Origin of the sequence: Flavobacterium sp. SORGH_AS_0622 (genome assembly GCF_030818825.1) — a bacterium.
GTDB lineage: Bacteria > Bacteroidota > Bacteroidia > Flavobacteriales > Flavobacteriaceae > Flavobacterium.
The window spans coordinates 4587431-4602049 of the sequence record NZ_JAUTAX010000001.1 but is presented as its reverse complement, the minus strand read 5'-3'; the positions used below and the strand labels follow the sequence as shown (position 1 = coordinate 4602049).

The 14619-nt window shown below is 32.8% G+C and carries 15 protein-coding genes; 10 read left to right on the top strand and 5 right to left on the bottom strand.

The genetic code is table 11. From position 1 onward, the window contains the following. Positions 1–116 precede the first annotated feature (116 nt). Both QE431_RS19775 and QE431_RS19770 read right to left on the bottom strand, forming a co-directional pair. Positions 117–1625, bottom strand: coding sequence for a serine hydrolase (locus QE431_RS19775; protein ID WP_307299597.1), 1509 nt, complete (start codon positions 1623–1625; stop codon positions 117–119). Between the two features lie 75 nt (positions 1626–1700). Further along, positions 1701–2495: an AraC family transcriptional regulator gene (locus QE431_RS19770; protein ID WP_307299595.1), complete on the bottom strand. Its 795-nt coding sequence runs from the start codon at positions 2493–2495 to the stop codon at positions 1701–1703. Positions 2496–2811: 316 nt separating this feature from the next. On the opposite strand from QE431_RS19770, the gene QE431_RS19765 reads away from it, so the two are divergent. Then, positions 2812–4152: an NAD(P)/FAD-dependent oxidoreductase gene (locus tag QE431_RS19765; protein WP_057115061.1), complete on the top strand. Its 1341-nt coding sequence runs from the start codon at positions 2812–2814 to the stop codon at positions 4150–4152. 77 nt (positions 4153–4229) lie between these two features. Here QE431_RS19765 and QE431_RS19760 read toward each other — a convergent pair whose 3' ends face one another. Beyond that, positions 4230–5747, bottom strand: a complete 1518-nt coding sequence (locus tag QE431_RS19760; protein ID WP_307299591.1) for a helicase HerA-like domain-containing protein — start codon at positions 5745–5747, stop codon at positions 4230–4232. Positions 5748–6128: 381 nt separating this feature from the next. Here QE431_RS19760 and QE431_RS19755 point away from each other — a divergent pair, with 381 nt between their 5' ends. The 8 genes from QE431_RS19755 (at position 6129) to QE431_RS19720 (ending at position 12602) form a co-directional block, all read left to right on the top strand. After that, positions 6129–6953 carry a MotA/TolQ/ExbB proton channel family protein gene (locus tag QE431_RS19755; protein ID WP_008464979.1) on the top strand — a complete coding sequence of 275 codons (825 nt, stop codon included), beginning with the start codon at positions 6129–6131 and terminating at the stop codon, positions 6951–6953. A gap of 43 nt (positions 6954–6996) precedes the next feature. Beyond that, positions 6997–7608 (top strand): biopolymer transporter ExbD, encoded by a 612-nt coding sequence (locus QE431_RS19750; RefSeq protein WP_057115059.1) that lies wholly within the window; start codon positions 6997–6999, stop codon positions 7606–7608. Between the two features lie 18 nt (positions 7609–7626). Further along, positions 7627–8184 carry a biopolymer transporter ExbD gene (locus tag QE431_RS19745; protein ID WP_057115058.1) on the top strand — a complete coding sequence of 186 codons (558 nt, stop codon included), beginning with the start codon at positions 7627–7629 and terminating at the stop codon, positions 8182–8184. A 39-nt stretch (positions 8185–8223) separates the two neighbouring features. Further along, positions 8224–9027, top strand: coding sequence for an energy transducer TonB (locus tag QE431_RS19740; RefSeq protein ID WP_057115057.1), 804 nt, complete (start codon positions 8224–8226; stop codon positions 9025–9027). Continuing rightward, complete coding sequence (locus QE431_RS19735) at positions 9027–9257, top strand: hypothetical protein (protein WP_057115056.1); 231 nt, start codon at positions 9027–9029, stop codon at positions 9255–9257. The genes QE431_RS19740 and QE431_RS19735 overlap by 1 nt, the downstream gene beginning before the upstream one ends. Positions 9258–9259: 2 nt before the next feature. Further along, positions 9260–10183: a PstS family phosphate ABC transporter substrate-binding protein gene (locus tag QE431_RS19730; RefSeq protein ID WP_057115055.1), complete on the top strand. Its 924-nt coding sequence runs from the start codon at positions 9260–9262 to the stop codon at positions 10181–10183. A gap of 16 nt (positions 10184–10199) precedes the next feature. Beyond that, positions 10200–11867 carry a tetratricopeptide repeat protein gene (locus QE431_RS19725; RefSeq protein WP_134142572.1) on the top strand — a complete coding sequence of 556 codons (1668 nt, stop codon included), beginning with the start codon at positions 10200–10202 and terminating at the stop codon, positions 11865–11867. 102 nt (positions 11868–11969) lie between these two features. Beyond that, complete coding sequence (locus tag QE431_RS19720; protein WP_057115053.1) at positions 11970–12602, top strand: 7-carboxy-7-deazaguanine synthase QueE; 633 nt, start codon at positions 11970–11972, stop codon at positions 12600–12602. Positions 12603–12677: 75 nt separating this feature from the next. Here the strand turns inward: QE431_RS19720 and QE431_RS19715 are convergent, their stop codons facing one another. Next, positions 12678–13223 carry a YfiT family bacillithiol transferase gene (locus QE431_RS19715; protein ID WP_307299585.1) on the bottom strand — a complete coding sequence of 182 codons (546 nt, stop codon included), beginning with the start codon at positions 13221–13223 and terminating at the stop codon, positions 12678–12680. A gap of 19 nt (positions 13224–13242) precedes the next feature. Beyond that, positions 13243–13950, bottom strand: coding sequence for a bifunctional 2-polyprenyl-6-hydroxyphenol methylase/3-demethylubiquinol 3-O-methyltransferase UbiG (locus tag QE431_RS19710; RefSeq protein ID WP_307299584.1), 708 nt, complete (start codon positions 13948–13950; stop codon positions 13243–13245). Between the two features lie 73 nt (positions 13951–14023). On the opposite strand from QE431_RS19710, the gene QE431_RS19705 reads away from it, so the two are divergent. Further along, complete coding sequence (locus QE431_RS19705; RefSeq protein WP_057115050.1) at positions 14024–14518, top strand: YkgJ family cysteine cluster protein; 495 nt, start codon at positions 14024–14026, stop codon at positions 14516–14518. The last annotated feature ends 101 nt before the right edge of the window (positions 14519–14619 follow it).

The following is a 14619-nucleotide window of genomic DNA, read 5'->3' as shown; positions in this document are numbered from 1 at the left end:
TGTTAGACGAGCGATTTTCGATTTGGTTTCACAATTAATCAATTTTTTTTCATTTAATTTAAAAAACGAATTCGAGCATAGACTAAAAGCTACTCTTTATACGGTCTATATTGGCTTTATTTCGTTTCGATATCGACTATTTTTCTTCCATTTTTTCCTAGGTAATGCACAACGATATCTTCATAAATTTTATAGCCGTCATCAACATTGGTAAAAATTACTAATCCTTGTTTTGTTTTTGGCAACAGTAAAAAAATAGTCTGAACACCTTTGTCTGCACCACCATGCGATAAAGCATAGTTTTCATTTCCTAAATCATAAATTTCAAAACCCAGACCAAAGTATTTGTCTTTTTTTGTTGAAACCTGATGTGATTTCATTTCTTCAAAAACTTTTTTGCTTAAACCGTCACCGTTCATAACGCTGCACAAAAATGTTCCGTAATCTTCAATAGTTGTTAGTAAATCGTCTGCGGCACTGGCAGTTTTATTTTTTGTTGGTTCATAGGCATTTCCTTTGTTGTCATAATTAATTGCATATCTCAAAAGATCGATTTTATCATTCCAAATAAGTTGAGAGTCATTCATTTTCAACGGCTCAAAAATTAATTCTGAAGCCAGCTGATCTAATGTTTTGTGAAATTTTTTCTCCAAGGCTTTTCGTAAATACTCAAAACCTTCTCCAGAATATTGATATTGAGTTCCAGGTTTAAATTTAAAATCCAGTTTGTTAGAATCATTAAAAGACCTCCAATTCGGAAAACCAGTCTGATGACTTAAAACAATTCTAGTCGTCAATAATTTTAAATAGGGATCTTTTGCAATATCTGGATCTGTCCAATATTTATAAAGAGGTTCATCTAAATTCCATTTTCCAGAACTTACTAACTTTAAAGTTACAACAGCCGTAACCGGTTTAGTTAAAGATGCGACATTCCAAATCGTATTGTAAGGTGCCGAAACACCTTTTTGAAGTTCGCCAAAAACTTTTACCTGTTTTAGTTTACCATCCGTAATAATGCCGATTCCTAAAGTTGGAACATTATTTTCTTTAAGCCATTTTTCTGTTTCTTCAACATTGTCAAAAAGGCCTGCTTTATTAACTGTAGAACTCGTCATTTGATGATTGTAACTCAGAGATCGGGCTAATTTCCATTCTTTATTTTTTAAAAGCCAAAGATGAGTAAACTTGGCAAAGCTTCCTGCTTCTTCGGGTTTTTCAGCAGTGCTTTCAAAAAATCGATGCGTGCCCATTTGTATGGCGCCATACAAAACGCCTTTTTTGTAAAGCGGATAAATTTCAGTACTTCCATCAACTAATTCTCTGCGGTAATTGTATTTTCTGGGCGTTGCACAAATTCCATTTTTTAAGTTTTTTAAAAATAGCGCCTTGTCCGAAATACTGTCTTTGTCGTGAAAAAACTCAAAATCGTCCGTGTATAAGTTCTCAAATTGTTTAATGTCGCAAGTATTAAAGCCAATATTAAAAAGAAGACTGTCTTTTGACATAATGGTCTTGTACAAAGCCGAGCTTTTTTCTTCCTGCGAGAATGCGATTTGAATTTGGATGAGAAGTACTCCAACTAAAAAAGTTTTTAGTTGAAAAAAAGTGTGATTGATTTTCATTTTGATTGATGGATAATGATTGATTTTGCAAAAGTAAGTCAATCATTATTCGCAAAATTGTACAAATGCGAATACTTATCTTTTTTGAGAAAGAAAATACGAATCGGGATCGAACGTTTTTGGAGTCGTTTTGGTCACATCTTTAAACTTTTTTATAAAATGCGACTGGTCAAAATATTTATTGTAAAGCGCGACATCAGTTAGTTTTAATTTTTCTAAATCAGAATTCACCATTTGGTCAACCGATTTTCTGAACTTCAAAATCTGAATGTATTTTTTAATTGTAAGTCCAGTTGCGGTCTTAAATTTGATTTGCAGTAATCGCTGTGATAAATTTAATGTTTTGCTAATTTCCGAAACCGAAATTTCTTCGTTATTAAGTTTAATGATTTCACATATTTTTTCAACTAGATCTTTGTCTGGATTTGAAAAAGTCAATTCTTCAAAATATACATTAATTGTATCTAGCAAAGTTTTAATATCTAAATAAGTATGAATTTTAAAAGGTAATTCTTCGCCATTAATATGAACAATAGAATCTGTAAAATCGCCTAAATCATATTTCGGAAACATCGAAAGCGTCCAGCCATGAAACTGTATAATTGTAACTTTAGTTTTGTGCTGGATATTGACCAAAACTTTATTGGTCATTTGCGAACAAAAGTAAATGCCTTCGTTCATCTCGTATTTCTTTTTACTCGTATGAACTTCTATTGCATTTCCGCTTACAATGGCGAGATTAAAACAGCCGTTTGGTAAAACGAGTTTGTTTTCGATCAGGCTTTCGCCGATGCTGTTGTCCAGACACCAAATTTTATTAACGAACCTTTCCGTTTTTTGAGTTACGTAATGTTCTGAGTAGAGGTTCATTTTTTTCGATTTGCCAATATTTTGTTTAATAATTCTAATTATACTAAAGTAGTATTTTTAATTAAGATTTTTATTGACATTTTAAATCCTATAAAGTATATTATACATGATTTAGTTATGAAAACAGATGCCGCATGAGGGATAGAGGCGGTATCCTTTTATGAAGAGAAACGGAATAAAAGATATAGCCGAAAGCCCGGCCCGAAGGGACATGCCCAAGTAAATATTAGACTTGATGGGCAAATATTTGGTTTATTTTAAAGCTTATGTGTAATTATTACTTATTTTTACGTTCTTATATATTAGATTTTCCCTGATGCAAACTTCACTAAAAATTGCAGTTGTAGGTTCTGGACTTGTAGGATCACTGCTGGCAATTTATCTTAAAAAAGCTGGTCACACCGTTCATGTTTATGATCGTAGTCCTGATATTCGAAAAATTAATTTTTCTGGTCGCTCTATTAATCTGGCAATGTCTAACAGAGGCTGGAAAGCGCTCGATGCAGTTGGAGTTGGAGATTCGGTAAGAGAAATTGCAATTCCGATGGACAAACGTGCAATTCATCTAGTCGACAAACTGAATTTTCAGAATTACGGACAAGAAGGCGAATCTATTTACTCAATTTCCAGAGGAAAGCTAAACCGAAAAATGATTGATCTTGCTGAAGAAGCTGGAGCCGAATTTCATTTTGAGCAGAAAGTCTGGGATGTTACTTTAAGCGATGCAACCCTACATATTGGCGAAAGTGAAAGAGGAGAGTGGGAAGAACGAAAGTTTGATATGGTTTTTGGTGCAGATGGTGCTTTTTCAAGAATCCGCCACAGAATGCAGCGTCAGAGTATGTTTAATTATTCGCAGGAATTTTTAAACATGGGTTACAAGGAATTAAACATTCCCGCAAATGCAGACGGAACACATAAATTAGACAAAAATTCTTTTCATATTTGGCCGAGAGGTGAGTACATGTTAATTGCGCTTCCTAATCTTGACGGAAGTTTTACCTGTACTTTGTTTATGCCTTTTGAAGGTCAAAATTCTTTTGAATCACTTGTTGATCGAAAAATGGTAGAAGACTTTTTTGAGAAAAATTTCCCAGATTCGATTGAAGTAATTCCAGAACTGGCCAATGATTTCTTTAAAAATCCAACCAGTACTTTGGTGACCATGAAATGTTTTCCGTGGACTTACGAAGATAAAATTGCTTTGATTGGAGATGCCTGCCACGCAATTGTTCCATTTTACGGACAAGGAATGAACGCAGGTTTTGAAGATATTACGGTTTTAAATGAAATGATAGAGAAATTTGGAGACGACTGGAAAAAGATCTTTACCGAATATCAAATTTCCCGTAAACCAAATGCCGATGCAATTGCAGAACTTTCATACCGAAATTTCATGGAAATGAGCACAAAAACGGCAGATGAAAAATTCTTATTGCAAAAGAAAATAGAAAAAGTCTTTTCAGATAAACATCCAGATAAATGGATTCCGCTTTACAGCCGTGTAACTTTTAGTGATCGTCCGTACGCAGAAGCTTTGGCGATTGGAGATTTCCAAAACGGAATTATGGAAGAAGTTTTAAAGCTGGATAACATCGAAAATATCTGGAATTCTACCGAAGTCGAAAATAAAATTCTTGAATTGTTATCTAAATAATTTTAACAACAATGTCAATATCAATTACAATTTTCAATATTGTAATTGATATTTGTTTTTTGACATTGTGGTATTGTTTATTTCTTAAAGATTTTGGTTAAAACTCCAAAAACACCTCTAATAAAAGTAGCGCTCGTCACAACTTTTAAAACCGATTTTCCAACAACACTTGCTGTACTTGGTTCTGCTTTTGAAGATCTTGTAGGTGCTTGTTCTTCTTGTTCTGCTGCAGCTTGATTAGCGCTTTCAATTTTCTTGGTCAGTATTTCGTAAGCACTTTCTCGGTCTATTTCTTCAGCATATTTTTTGACCAATTTCGATTTGTTGTTTATTTCATCAATTTCAGAAGCAGATAAAATATCCATACGGCTTTGTGGCGCACGCATCATTGTCGCAACAAGCGGAGTTGGAACACCTTTTTCGTTGAGTGCTGTAACCAAAGCTTCTCCAATTCCGAGACTTGTCAGTAATTCATCTGTTTTATAAAATTCAGAAGTTGGGTAATTGTCCGCTGTTTTTTTAATTGCCTGACGATCATTTGCCGTGAAAGCCCTAAGCGCATGCTGAATCTTTAATCCTAATTGAGCTAAAACGCCGCTAGGAACATCCATTGGATTCTGAGTTACGAAATAAACACCTACACCCTTAGAACGAATTAATTTTACAATAGTTTCAATTTGCTCTAACAATGCCTTACTGGCTTCATTGAAAATTAAATGTGCTTCGTCAATAAAAATCACTAATTCAGGTTGTTCTGCATCTCCTTTCTCAGGCATTTTTTGATAAATTTCCGCCAAAAGGCTTAACATGAAAGTAGAAAATAATTTAGGTTTGTCCTGAATATCCGTCAATCGGATGATATTTACGTAGCCTTTTCCATTCTCATCAATTCGCATTAAATCATCAGTTTCAAATGATAATTCGCCAAAAAATATGTCGCCGCCTTGTTGCTCTAATTCGATAATTTTTCTAAGAATTGTTCCAGTAGTTGCAGTTGAAATTTTACCATAACTTGCAGTAATTTCATCCTTGCCTTCTTCTGTAATATAATTGATAACTTTCTTAATGTCTTTTAAATCTAGTAAAGGCATTTGGTTATCATCACAATATTTAAATATAACCGCTACAACTCCAGCCTGAGTATCATTAAGATCCAATATTCTAGAAAACAAAACAGGTCCAAATTCAGAAACCGTGGCACGCAGACGAACACCATTTTGTTTAGACAAAGACATTAGTTCAACTGGAAATGAAGCTACATTATAAGGTATGTTTATTTTTGCATGCCTTTCTGTAATAAAACCCTCTTCTTTTCCTTCTTTAGCAATACCACTAAAATCACCTTTAATATCCATCATTAAAACGGGAATTCCCGCATTCGAAAGCTGCTCAGAAAATACCTGGATTGTTTTGGTTTTTCCTGTTCCCGTTGCACCGGCAATTAATCCGTGGCGGTTTAAAGTTTTTAATGGAATTTTCACATGCGCTTCTGCAATTGGCTCACCGTCAAGCATTGCGCCTCCAAGGATAATGCTATCTCCCTTAGAAGAGTACCCTGTGTTAATAGCAGCAATAAAATTATCTTTTTTATTCATGTTTTTATTTGTAATTTAGATGGTTATATGAGTATTGCTTTGTTTTTGGGCATTTTTATTGTGGTTTTTTTTAGTAAGAAAAAGCTTTTTTTGATTGAAAATTTAATAAAAAAAAAATTCGCAGCTTTTTAAGAAGATATCAATGGAATCTTTGAATATTTACTAAAACGTTGTAATTTTTCTAATTATCTACCTTTTTTTTGTTTTATCTAAAAAATGATGGTGGCAATTTAATGAGATATTTTTTAAATTGAAGTTAAATTTCGGTCAATAAAATTAAAAAAAGTTTTTTTATTTAAACTAAACGTATAAATTTGCTCCTCTACAAGTTAAATATAACTAAAAAATAAAAATTATTTAAAACTATTAAAATTAAAAAAAATGGCAAACGTTAAAGTTAAAAAAGAAAGCACTTCAAATGGGGGAGGAATGATTACAGGAATCATTATTGTAGCGTGTATCTTAGTAGGGGTGTTTATTTGGAAAGTAATCATGGGGGATTCTGCTAACTTCGAAGGAGGTAATCCAGAAACAGGACATCCAATCAATACATTAGGACAAGTATATAAAGGAGGTTTCATCGTACCAGTATTATTAGGTATGTTTTTAATGGTTGTTGTTTTTTCTATTGAAAGATTTATTGTTATCGGTAAAGCTGCTGGAAAAACTAATCTTGACAAATTCATGAAAAGTGTTCAAGGTAGTATTAAAGAAGGAAACATCGAAGCTGCTATCGCTTCATGTGACAAACAACAAGGTTCAGTTGCAAACGCAATTAAATCTGCTTTGGTAAAATACCAAGATGTTAAAAAAGAAGGATTCAACAGCGAAGAAGCTTCAGAAGTAATCCACAAAGAAATTGAAGAGGCAACTTCATTAGAAATGCCAATGTTAGAGAAAAACATGACTATTATCTCTACTTTAGTATCTTTAGGTACATTAGGAGGATTATTAGGAACTGTATCTGGTATGATTAAAGCGTTTGGTGCGTTAGCTTCTGCTGGTACTCCTGACCAAGCTGCTCTTGCAACAGGTATCTCTGAGGCACTTATCAACACTGCAACAGGTATCTCTACTTCTATCTTAGCAATTGTTTCTTACAACTTCTTTACTGCTAAAATTGACGATTTAACTTACTCTATCGATGAGGCTGGTACTACAATCGTGAATACTTACAGAAAATTCAGAGGAAGTTTAAGACAATAATTAATTTTTGATATTTATATCAAAAAAATAAAATAAAAAGATAATGGCTAAAATAAAAATGAAAAAAAAGTCGACATCGACAGATATGACTGCGATGTGTGATGTTGCATTCCTTTTGCTAACGTTCTTTATTTTGACCGCTACTGCTAAAGTGCCAGAAGCACTTCCTGTAGATACTCCAGCATCTACTGTACAAACTAAATTGCCAGATACAGATTTGGCGATTATTACAGTAGGAAAAGGAAAAGTATTTTTCGACATCAAAGGTAGAGAGGTTCGTAAAAGAACTCTTGAAGGAATTGGTGCAAAATATGGTATTACTTTCTCTGAAGAAGATAAAGCCAAATTTGCATTAATGGACGATTTTGGTGTGCCAGTTACAGGTTTAAAGCAAATCATTGACATGAAAGCGGCGGACAGAACCAAAGCAAATCAGCCTGGAATTCCTTTGGATTCATTAGATAATCAATTAAAAGAATGGCTTCTAATCTCTAGAAGAGCTACAATTGATTTAGATGATAAAGAATTGCAGATTGCTATTAAAGGAGATGCGAAGGAAGAATATCCAAGAATTAAAAAAATTATGGATATTTTACAAGATCAGAAAATCAATTCCTTTAACTTAGTTACTGGTACGAGAGGAAAAGACTTTTAATTAAAAAATATACACTAAATGGCTGAATTAAATACCGGCGACGGCGGTGGTGGTAAAGGTGGTAAAGTAAGAAGTAAAAAGCAGAATTCTAAGGTCGATTTAACGGCGATGGTGGATTTGGCATTCTTATTGATCACATTCTTTATGTTGACTACTTCGTTGTCAAAACCTCAATCGATGGATTTGTCTCTGCCAGATAAAGATCCAAAAAATGAAGACGTTAAGGATACCAAAGTAGACGAGAATCGTACAATGACAGTAATGTTAGGTGGAGATAATAAAATCGTTTATTACATGGGATTGTTAGCAAGTCCTAAGGTGGGACCAAAAGATATTACTTATGGTAAAGATGGTATCCGTAGAGAATTGTTAGTGCAAAAAAAGAATGTTCTAGCTTATTCTGCTGCTTTAGGGAAACCTAAAAACGGTATCATAGTGATCATTAAACCAACTAAAAAATCAAATTACCGTAATTTGGTTGATATATTGGATGAGATGGCAATTTCAGGAGTAGATACTTATGCTATTGTTCCTGAGTTTTCACCAGAGGAAACGAAATTGATAGATAAAAAATAAGAGCAATCTTAAGTTTTATCAACTTAAAAATCAAGAGATATGAAATTAGATATTATAAAAAATCAGTGGCTTGATATCGTATTCGAAGGACGTAATAAGATATATGGAGCATACGAGCTGAGAAAATCGAACGGTAAAACAACTGTGAAAGCACTTGTGATCGGTTCACTTATTTTTAGCTTCGCAGTTGCTGCCCCTCTTATTGCAAGTTTCTTACCTGATTCTTCTGAAGAGGAAGTAAACAACGATATTAAGATTGCAACGGTAAAATTACCTCCAAAGAAAAAAGAGGAAATTAAACCAAATACACCACCACCTCCGCCACCTCCACCAAAAGTGGATCAAGTTAAATTCGTAAAACCAGTGGTTGCGAAGGCAGAGGAAGTTACTGAAGATCCACCAAAAATTGTGGATTTGAAAGATAAAAAAGTTGGTGCTGAAACTATCAAAGGAGATCCAGATGCAGTTTTAACTGTTGATGAACCAGTTGGTAAAGGACCAGTATCAGAGGTTGTACAAGAAGATAACACTGTATATAATACAGCAGGTATCGAAGTAAAACCAGATTTTCCAGGAGGAATTGATAAATTCTACAAATTCGTAGGAAACAATTATAAAACTCCAGAAGAAGAAGGTCTTAAAGGTAAAGTTTACGTTACGTTTGTAGTTGAAAAAGACGGTTCATTAACCGACATTAAAGTTTTAAGGGATATCGGTTACGGTACAGGAGCAGAAGCAATTCGTGTTCTTAAAAAATGTCCAAAATGGACTCCTGGCGAGCAAAATGGTAAAAAAGTTAGGGTACTATACTCTCTACCTATTACTATTCAATCTGCAGAATAATGTTAAAAGATATGCTTAATAATATTCAGAAGAAATCGCTCAAAGAGCGATTTCTTCTTGTTTTAGGAATACTGTTTTTTTTAATTTATCTTGTACTCGGTTTAATGATTATGTTTTGGAAAAAGCTGCCGCTTAACATGGAGCCAAAATATAGATATGCTTTCGGTGGATTATTGATTGTATATTCGGGAATAAGATTTTTAAGATTAATTAATTCAAAAGAAGAATAATTATGTTGAAATATAGTAAGGCTTTAGGTTTGATTATTTTTGTCTTTTTGTTTGCCATGTGTAACCAAAAAAACAAGAGTGAAGCTGAAAAAGAAACCATTTTAAAAGGATCGCTTGATGTTGCTGTCGATGAAACAGTTAAACAAATAGTAGACGATCAGGTGGCTGTTTTTGAAGGCACTTACTATGAGGCAAAAATTACAGTTAAACCAAAGTCAGAAGCAGAAGTAATAAATGATTTGTTGAATCAAAAAGCTAAAGTCGCGATAACGACCAGAGATTTAACAAGAGAAGAAAAAGCTCGTTTTGAAAAAAGCAAAATTAATCCGCGTGTCACACCTTTTGCGCACGATGCGATTGCATTTATTTCCAGCAAAAACAATAATGATACACTAATTGCGTTGAAAAGTGTAATCGATTTTATACAAGGAAAGCCAGATTCTAAAATCAAGGGATTAGTTTTTGATAATCCTAATTCAAGTACAGTTCGCTATATGAAAGAATTAGCGAAAGTTAATGAAGTTCCTAAGACAGGAGTTTTTTCTTTTAAAACAAATAATGAAGTAATCAAATTTGTTTCTGAGAATGAGGGAATGGTGGGTGTTATTGGTGTTAACTGGTTGTATCAGCCGACACCTGATATGACGGAGGTCATCAAGAAAATAAATGTTTTAAGTGTAAAAGGATTAAATAGTGATAAATATTATAGTCCGACTCAAGATGACTTAGCATTAGGGAAATATCCTTTGGCACGTGATTTGTTTATTATCAATTGTCAAGGCTATTCAGGTTTAGGAATGGGATTTGCTTCATTTGTAGCCGGAGATATTGGTCAACGTATAGTTTTGAAGTCAGGATTATTGCCATACAAGACTCCTGGGCGTAAACTTAAAATAAGGAATGAAATTATAAAAGATAACGAATAAATTAATTACGATAAAGATGAATAAATTTAAAATTTTTAGTCTTGCATTAGTAGCTTCGGCGACTGCGGCAACAGCGCAAGACATCAACCAAGCAAAAAAAGCGATTGATGCAGAACAATTTGATAAGGCAAAAACAATCCTTAAATCAATCATCAAATCTAAACCTTCAGATGGTGAAGCAAATTTTGTTTTAGGAAATGTTTATTTAAATCAATCTGTTGTAGACTCTGCTAAAATCTATTATAATAATGGATTACAAGCTTCGGATAAGAAAAACTTAAACTACATTGGTTTAGGACAATTAGATTTAGATGCTAAAAATGCAGCTGCAGCTCAGGCTAATTTTGCTTTAGCAACTAAAGACATGAAGAAAAAGGATGTAAATGAGTTTATTTATATCGCTAGAGCTTACATGAATTCTGATAATCCTGATTATAAAAGTGCTGTTGACGTTTTAAAACGTGCTTTACTAGTTGATCCTCAAAATGCTCAAGCACTTTTAGCTATTGGTGATGCATATTATGGATCTAATAATCAAAATGATGCTTATAAAGCTTATCGTGATGCTTTTACAGCTGACAATACTTTACTAAGAGCAAAAATGCAGTTAGGAGTTTTATTAAAAGGTGCTAAATCATATGATGAGGCAATTAAATCTTTCAATGAAGTTATTGCATTAGATGCTAATTACGGACCAGTTTACAGAGAACTTGCTGAAACGTATTACAAATGGGCAAGAAACAAACCTTCTACTGCTAAAGTTAATTTGCAAAATGCAATTACAAACTACGAGAAATATTTAAGTTTAACTGATTATTCTCTAGATTCTAAAATGCGTCATGCAGATTTCTTAATCTTAGTGAAAGATTACAAACAGTTAGAAACTGTTGCAAACAAAATGATTGCACAAGATAAAGTTAATCCTAGAATTTACAGATATTTAGGATATGCTGCTTACGAAAATGGTAACGTTGATGTAGCTATAAAATCTATCGAGGATTTCATTAAAGCTCCAGGAAATAAAGTAATTGGAAGAGATTACTACTACTTAGGGTTAGCAAAAATTAAAAAAGGAACTGCTGCAGATGGTACAATTGATCAAGCTGCGTTTGATGCTGGTTTAGCTGATATTAAAAAAGCAATTGAATTAGAGCCTTTAGTAGTTGAGGAATTTGCTGATTTTGGAAAAGAATTGTTTGGTAAAAAACAATATAATCAAGCAGCATCTATTTTTGAACTGGGAGCAAATAATAAAGAATCTAAAAATTATTTGGATGATGCAGTTTATTATGGAATTTCTGTTTACTATGGTAATGCTGGTAAACCTCTAGAAAGCCGTGATAAAGTTGCTTTAGAAAAAGCAAATGCTACGTTTGATAAAGTTCTTGAAGCGTCTCCAACATACGATGAGGCTTATTTGTACAAAGGAAGAATCAATAGTGCATTAGACAAAGATGATTTGATTATTAAAAACTATGAAGAATACGTAACTAAAATTACTGCAAAAGGTGCAGAGGAAGTGGCTAAACCTGCAACGGCTAAAAAAATCGTTGAGGCTTACAATGCAATCGGAGCTGCTTATGCAAATACTGATAAAGTAAAAGCTTTGGAGTATTTTAATAAAACTTTAGTTTTAGATCCAGCAAATACTTACGCTGCACAATCAATAAAATCTTTAAAATAATCTAGATTTTTTAAAATAAATAGAAAACCGATAGTTCAATAAACTATCGGTTTTTTTTGTTCCGTATATTATTGACTATCTTTGCATTCTTAAAATAATAAAATGTTACCAAAAGAAATACAATTAGAAGTAAATAAAGGAGCAATGCTTCCTTTGATGGAGGAATTTTATACCATTCAAGGTGAAGGCGCGCATACAGGCAGAGCTGCTTATTTTATTAGAATTGGAGGATGTGATGTGGGATGTCATTGGTGTGATGTAAAAGAAAGCTGGAATGCAGCAATTCATCCGCCAACAAGTATTGATTTAATTGTTGAAAATGCAGCAAAATATGCTGATACGGTTGTTGTAACTGGAGGTGAGCCTTTATCTTGGGATATGACGCTTTTGACAGAACGCTTAAAAGAAAAAAACTTAAAAGTTCATATAGAAACTTCAGGCGCTTTTGAATTATCTGGAACATGGGATTGGATCTGTCTTTCTCCGAAAAAGAATAAATTACCAACTCAGACTGTGTATGATAACGCTCATGAATTAAAGGTGATTATTTATAATAAGCACGATTTTATCTTTGCGGAAGAGCAGGCAGAACTAGTAAATGATGATGCAATCCTATTCCTTCAGCCAGAATGGAGTAAAAAAGAGGAAATGACTCCTCTTATTGTTGACTATGTTATGAATAATCCAAAATGGAGAGTTTCATTGCAAACACATAAATATTTAAATATACCATAACAAAAAGCCTCTTCATATGAAGAGGCTTTTTGTGTACATGAAGTAAACAAATGTATAAATGATATACATTTTGTGTTATTTCCAGTTTTTATATTTTTTTAAAGTTGTAATATGTGCTAAATGATGATTCCCATGCCAAGCATATGATCCGATAATCTTTTTGATTTTATTTTCTGAATTATCTGAAGGATGAACAAAAGTTTTCTCCAAATCAGATCCTGATAAATTTTTCATTATATAAGCTAATCTAAAATGAAGTCCTTTTAATAAATCAAGTGTTGGCTGTATTGGCATCGTTAGATTGTCATTCAATTCAGACCAAAGAACTTCATCATAAGCTTTAATCACTGGATTGTTTTCTGTTAAAGCCCATTTAATTCGAATGTAACAATTCATATGACTTTCTGCACAATGATGAATAACTTGTCTCACTGTCCATCCGTCTGGACGATATGGTGTGTCTAATTGTTCGTCGGTTAAATGAAGTGTTTCATTTTCTAATCTCTTTGGGAAACTTTCTATTTCTTCAATTTTTTCTGAAAGATATGTTACAGAGTAATCATTAGGAGCTATAAATTTTCCAATCGGATATTTTAATTTTTCTAAATCTAATTCGGTCATATTTTAATTGGTTTATTTTTTAAATAGAAAGTTTAGCTAAATAATCGTAATGTTCACCTTCGAGAATCAGCTCACAATTTAATCCATTCGCAATCGCAGCATTTTGAAGTGTGTTATAATCTAAATATAACCAATTAAAAGCTTCTTCTTTTTCGTTTTTGTAACTTAAATTAAAAACAAGTTCTCCATAATAATCATTTTCAGAGGGTATCCATTTACCGCCATCTTCATCCTCATCAAACATATAAATGATATCGGAGCTGTCAATTAAAATTTGTCCGCCAGGATTTAGAAGCGATTTTAATTTTCCAAGATATTTATTGCAGTCCTTTAATTTACCAAAAATTCCAGTTCCGTTCATTAGAAGTAAAATGGTATCAAATTTTTCACCTTCAAAATCTAAAATGTTTTCAACTTTAGCATTTTTAATTCCTCTAAGAAGACAAGTTTCGATTGCTTTTTCCGAAATATCGATAGCAGTTACATCTAGATTACGTTCATTTTGTAATGAGAGAGCATGGCTTCCTGCGCCGCAACCCACATCGAGTGTTTTTCCTTTTGCCAGCTGGAGTGCTTTTTGTTCAATTAATGGCATTTCATTATAAGAGCGAAAAAGATATTCAATGCTCATTTCATCTTCTTCAGAAATCGAAGTTTCTGTAATAATATCTTCAGGCGAATTATTGGTATAGAAATCAAATATCGCTTTTCCAAAAAGATCTTTCATTGTTTTTATTTCAAAGTTTAAGGTTTCAAGTTTAAAGTTGTTTAATTTTGCATATCAACTTTAAATTCTAAACTTGAAACAGATTTTAAATAACTTAAGTAAGTTAGCCAAAGATAAGCATATCGAGAATAAAAAGTATTTCGATAAGCTCAAAAAGAAACAGCCGAAGAATTTAGATTACATTATGCAGGATTTGCACAATGCAGAATTTAAAAGAACCGATTGTTTGAAATGCGCTAATTGTTGTAAAACAACAGGCCCATTATTTACTTTGGCTGACATTGAGCGTATCTCAAAACACTTAAGACAAAAGCCACAGCAGTTTATTGAGCAATATCTTCGAATTGATGAAGACAAAGATTATGTTTTACAAAGCGTTCCTTGTACTTTTCTGGATAGCGAAAACTATTGTATGATTTATGATGTTCGCCCAAAAGCCTGTAGAGAATTTCCACATACTGATAGAAATAAGTTTCATCAAATATCTCACTTAACATTAAAAAACGTTGAAATTTGTCCAGCAGCATTTAATATAGTAGAAGAGATGAAAAAGAAAATTCCGTTGTAGTAGAATTAAAAAAAATGGTAATTGTTTTCAAGAGAATCTAGTTTTCTCTTTTTAAGATGTACTTTTGAAAAAGGAATAGTTGTAATAATTAAAGAAACATT

What these genes read in the sequence shown, in the direction of transcription:
- QE431_RS19745 (WP_057115058.1), top strand. Translation starts at nt 7,627, where the DNA reads ATGGCTGAATTAAATACCGGCGACGGCGGTGGTGGTAAAGGTGGTAAA.
- QE431_RS19775 (WP_307299597.1), bottom strand. Translation starts at nt 1,625, where the DNA reads ATGAAAATCAATCACACTTTTTTTCAACTAAAAACTTTTTTAGTTGGA.
- QE431_RS19750 (WP_057115059.1), top strand. Translation starts at nt 6,997, where the DNA reads ATGGCTAAAATAAAAATGAAAAAAAAGTCGACATCGACAGATATGACT.
- QE431_RS19715 (WP_307299585.1), bottom strand. Translation starts at nt 13,223, where the DNA reads ATGACCGAATTAGATTTAGAAAAATTAAAATATCCGATTGGAAAATTT.
- QE431_RS19735 (WP_057115056.1), top strand. Translation starts at nt 9,027, where the DNA reads ATGTTAAAAGATATGCTTAATAATATTCAGAAGAAATCGCTCAAAGAG.
- QE431_RS19710 (WP_307299584.1), bottom strand. Translation starts at nt 13,950, where the DNA reads ATGAAAGATCTTTTTGGAAAAGCGATATTTGATTTCTATACCAATAAT.
- QE431_RS19720 (WP_057115053.1), top strand. Translation starts at nt 11,970, where the DNA reads ATGTTACCAAAAGAAATACAATTAGAAGTAAATAAAGGAGCAATGCTT.
- QE431_RS19740 (WP_057115057.1), top strand. Translation starts at nt 8,224, where the DNA reads ATGAAATTAGATATTATAAAAAATCAGTGGCTTGATATCGTATTCGAA.
- QE431_RS19765 (WP_057115061.1), top strand. Translation starts at nt 2,812, where the DNA reads ATGCAAACTTCACTAAAAATTGCAGTTGTAGGTTCTGGACTTGTAGGA.
- QE431_RS19760 (WP_307299591.1), bottom strand. Translation starts at nt 5,747, where the DNA reads ATGAATAAAAAAGATAATTTTATTGCTGCTATTAACACAGGGTACTCT.
- QE431_RS19770 (WP_307299595.1), bottom strand. Translation starts at nt 2,495, where the DNA reads ATGAACCTCTACTCAGAACATTACGTAACTCAAAAAACGGAAAGGTTC.
- QE431_RS19755 (WP_008464979.1), top strand. Translation starts at nt 6,129, where the DNA reads ATGGCAAACGTTAAAGTTAAAAAAGAAAGCACTTCAAATGGGGGAGGA.
- QE431_RS19730 (WP_057115055.1), top strand. Translation starts at nt 9,260, where the DNA reads ATGTTGAAATATAGTAAGGCTTTAGGTTTGATTATTTTTGTCTTTTTG.
- QE431_RS19725 (WP_134142572.1), top strand. Translation starts at nt 10,200, where the DNA reads ATGAATAAATTTAAAATTTTTAGTCTTGCATTAGTAGCTTCGGCGACT.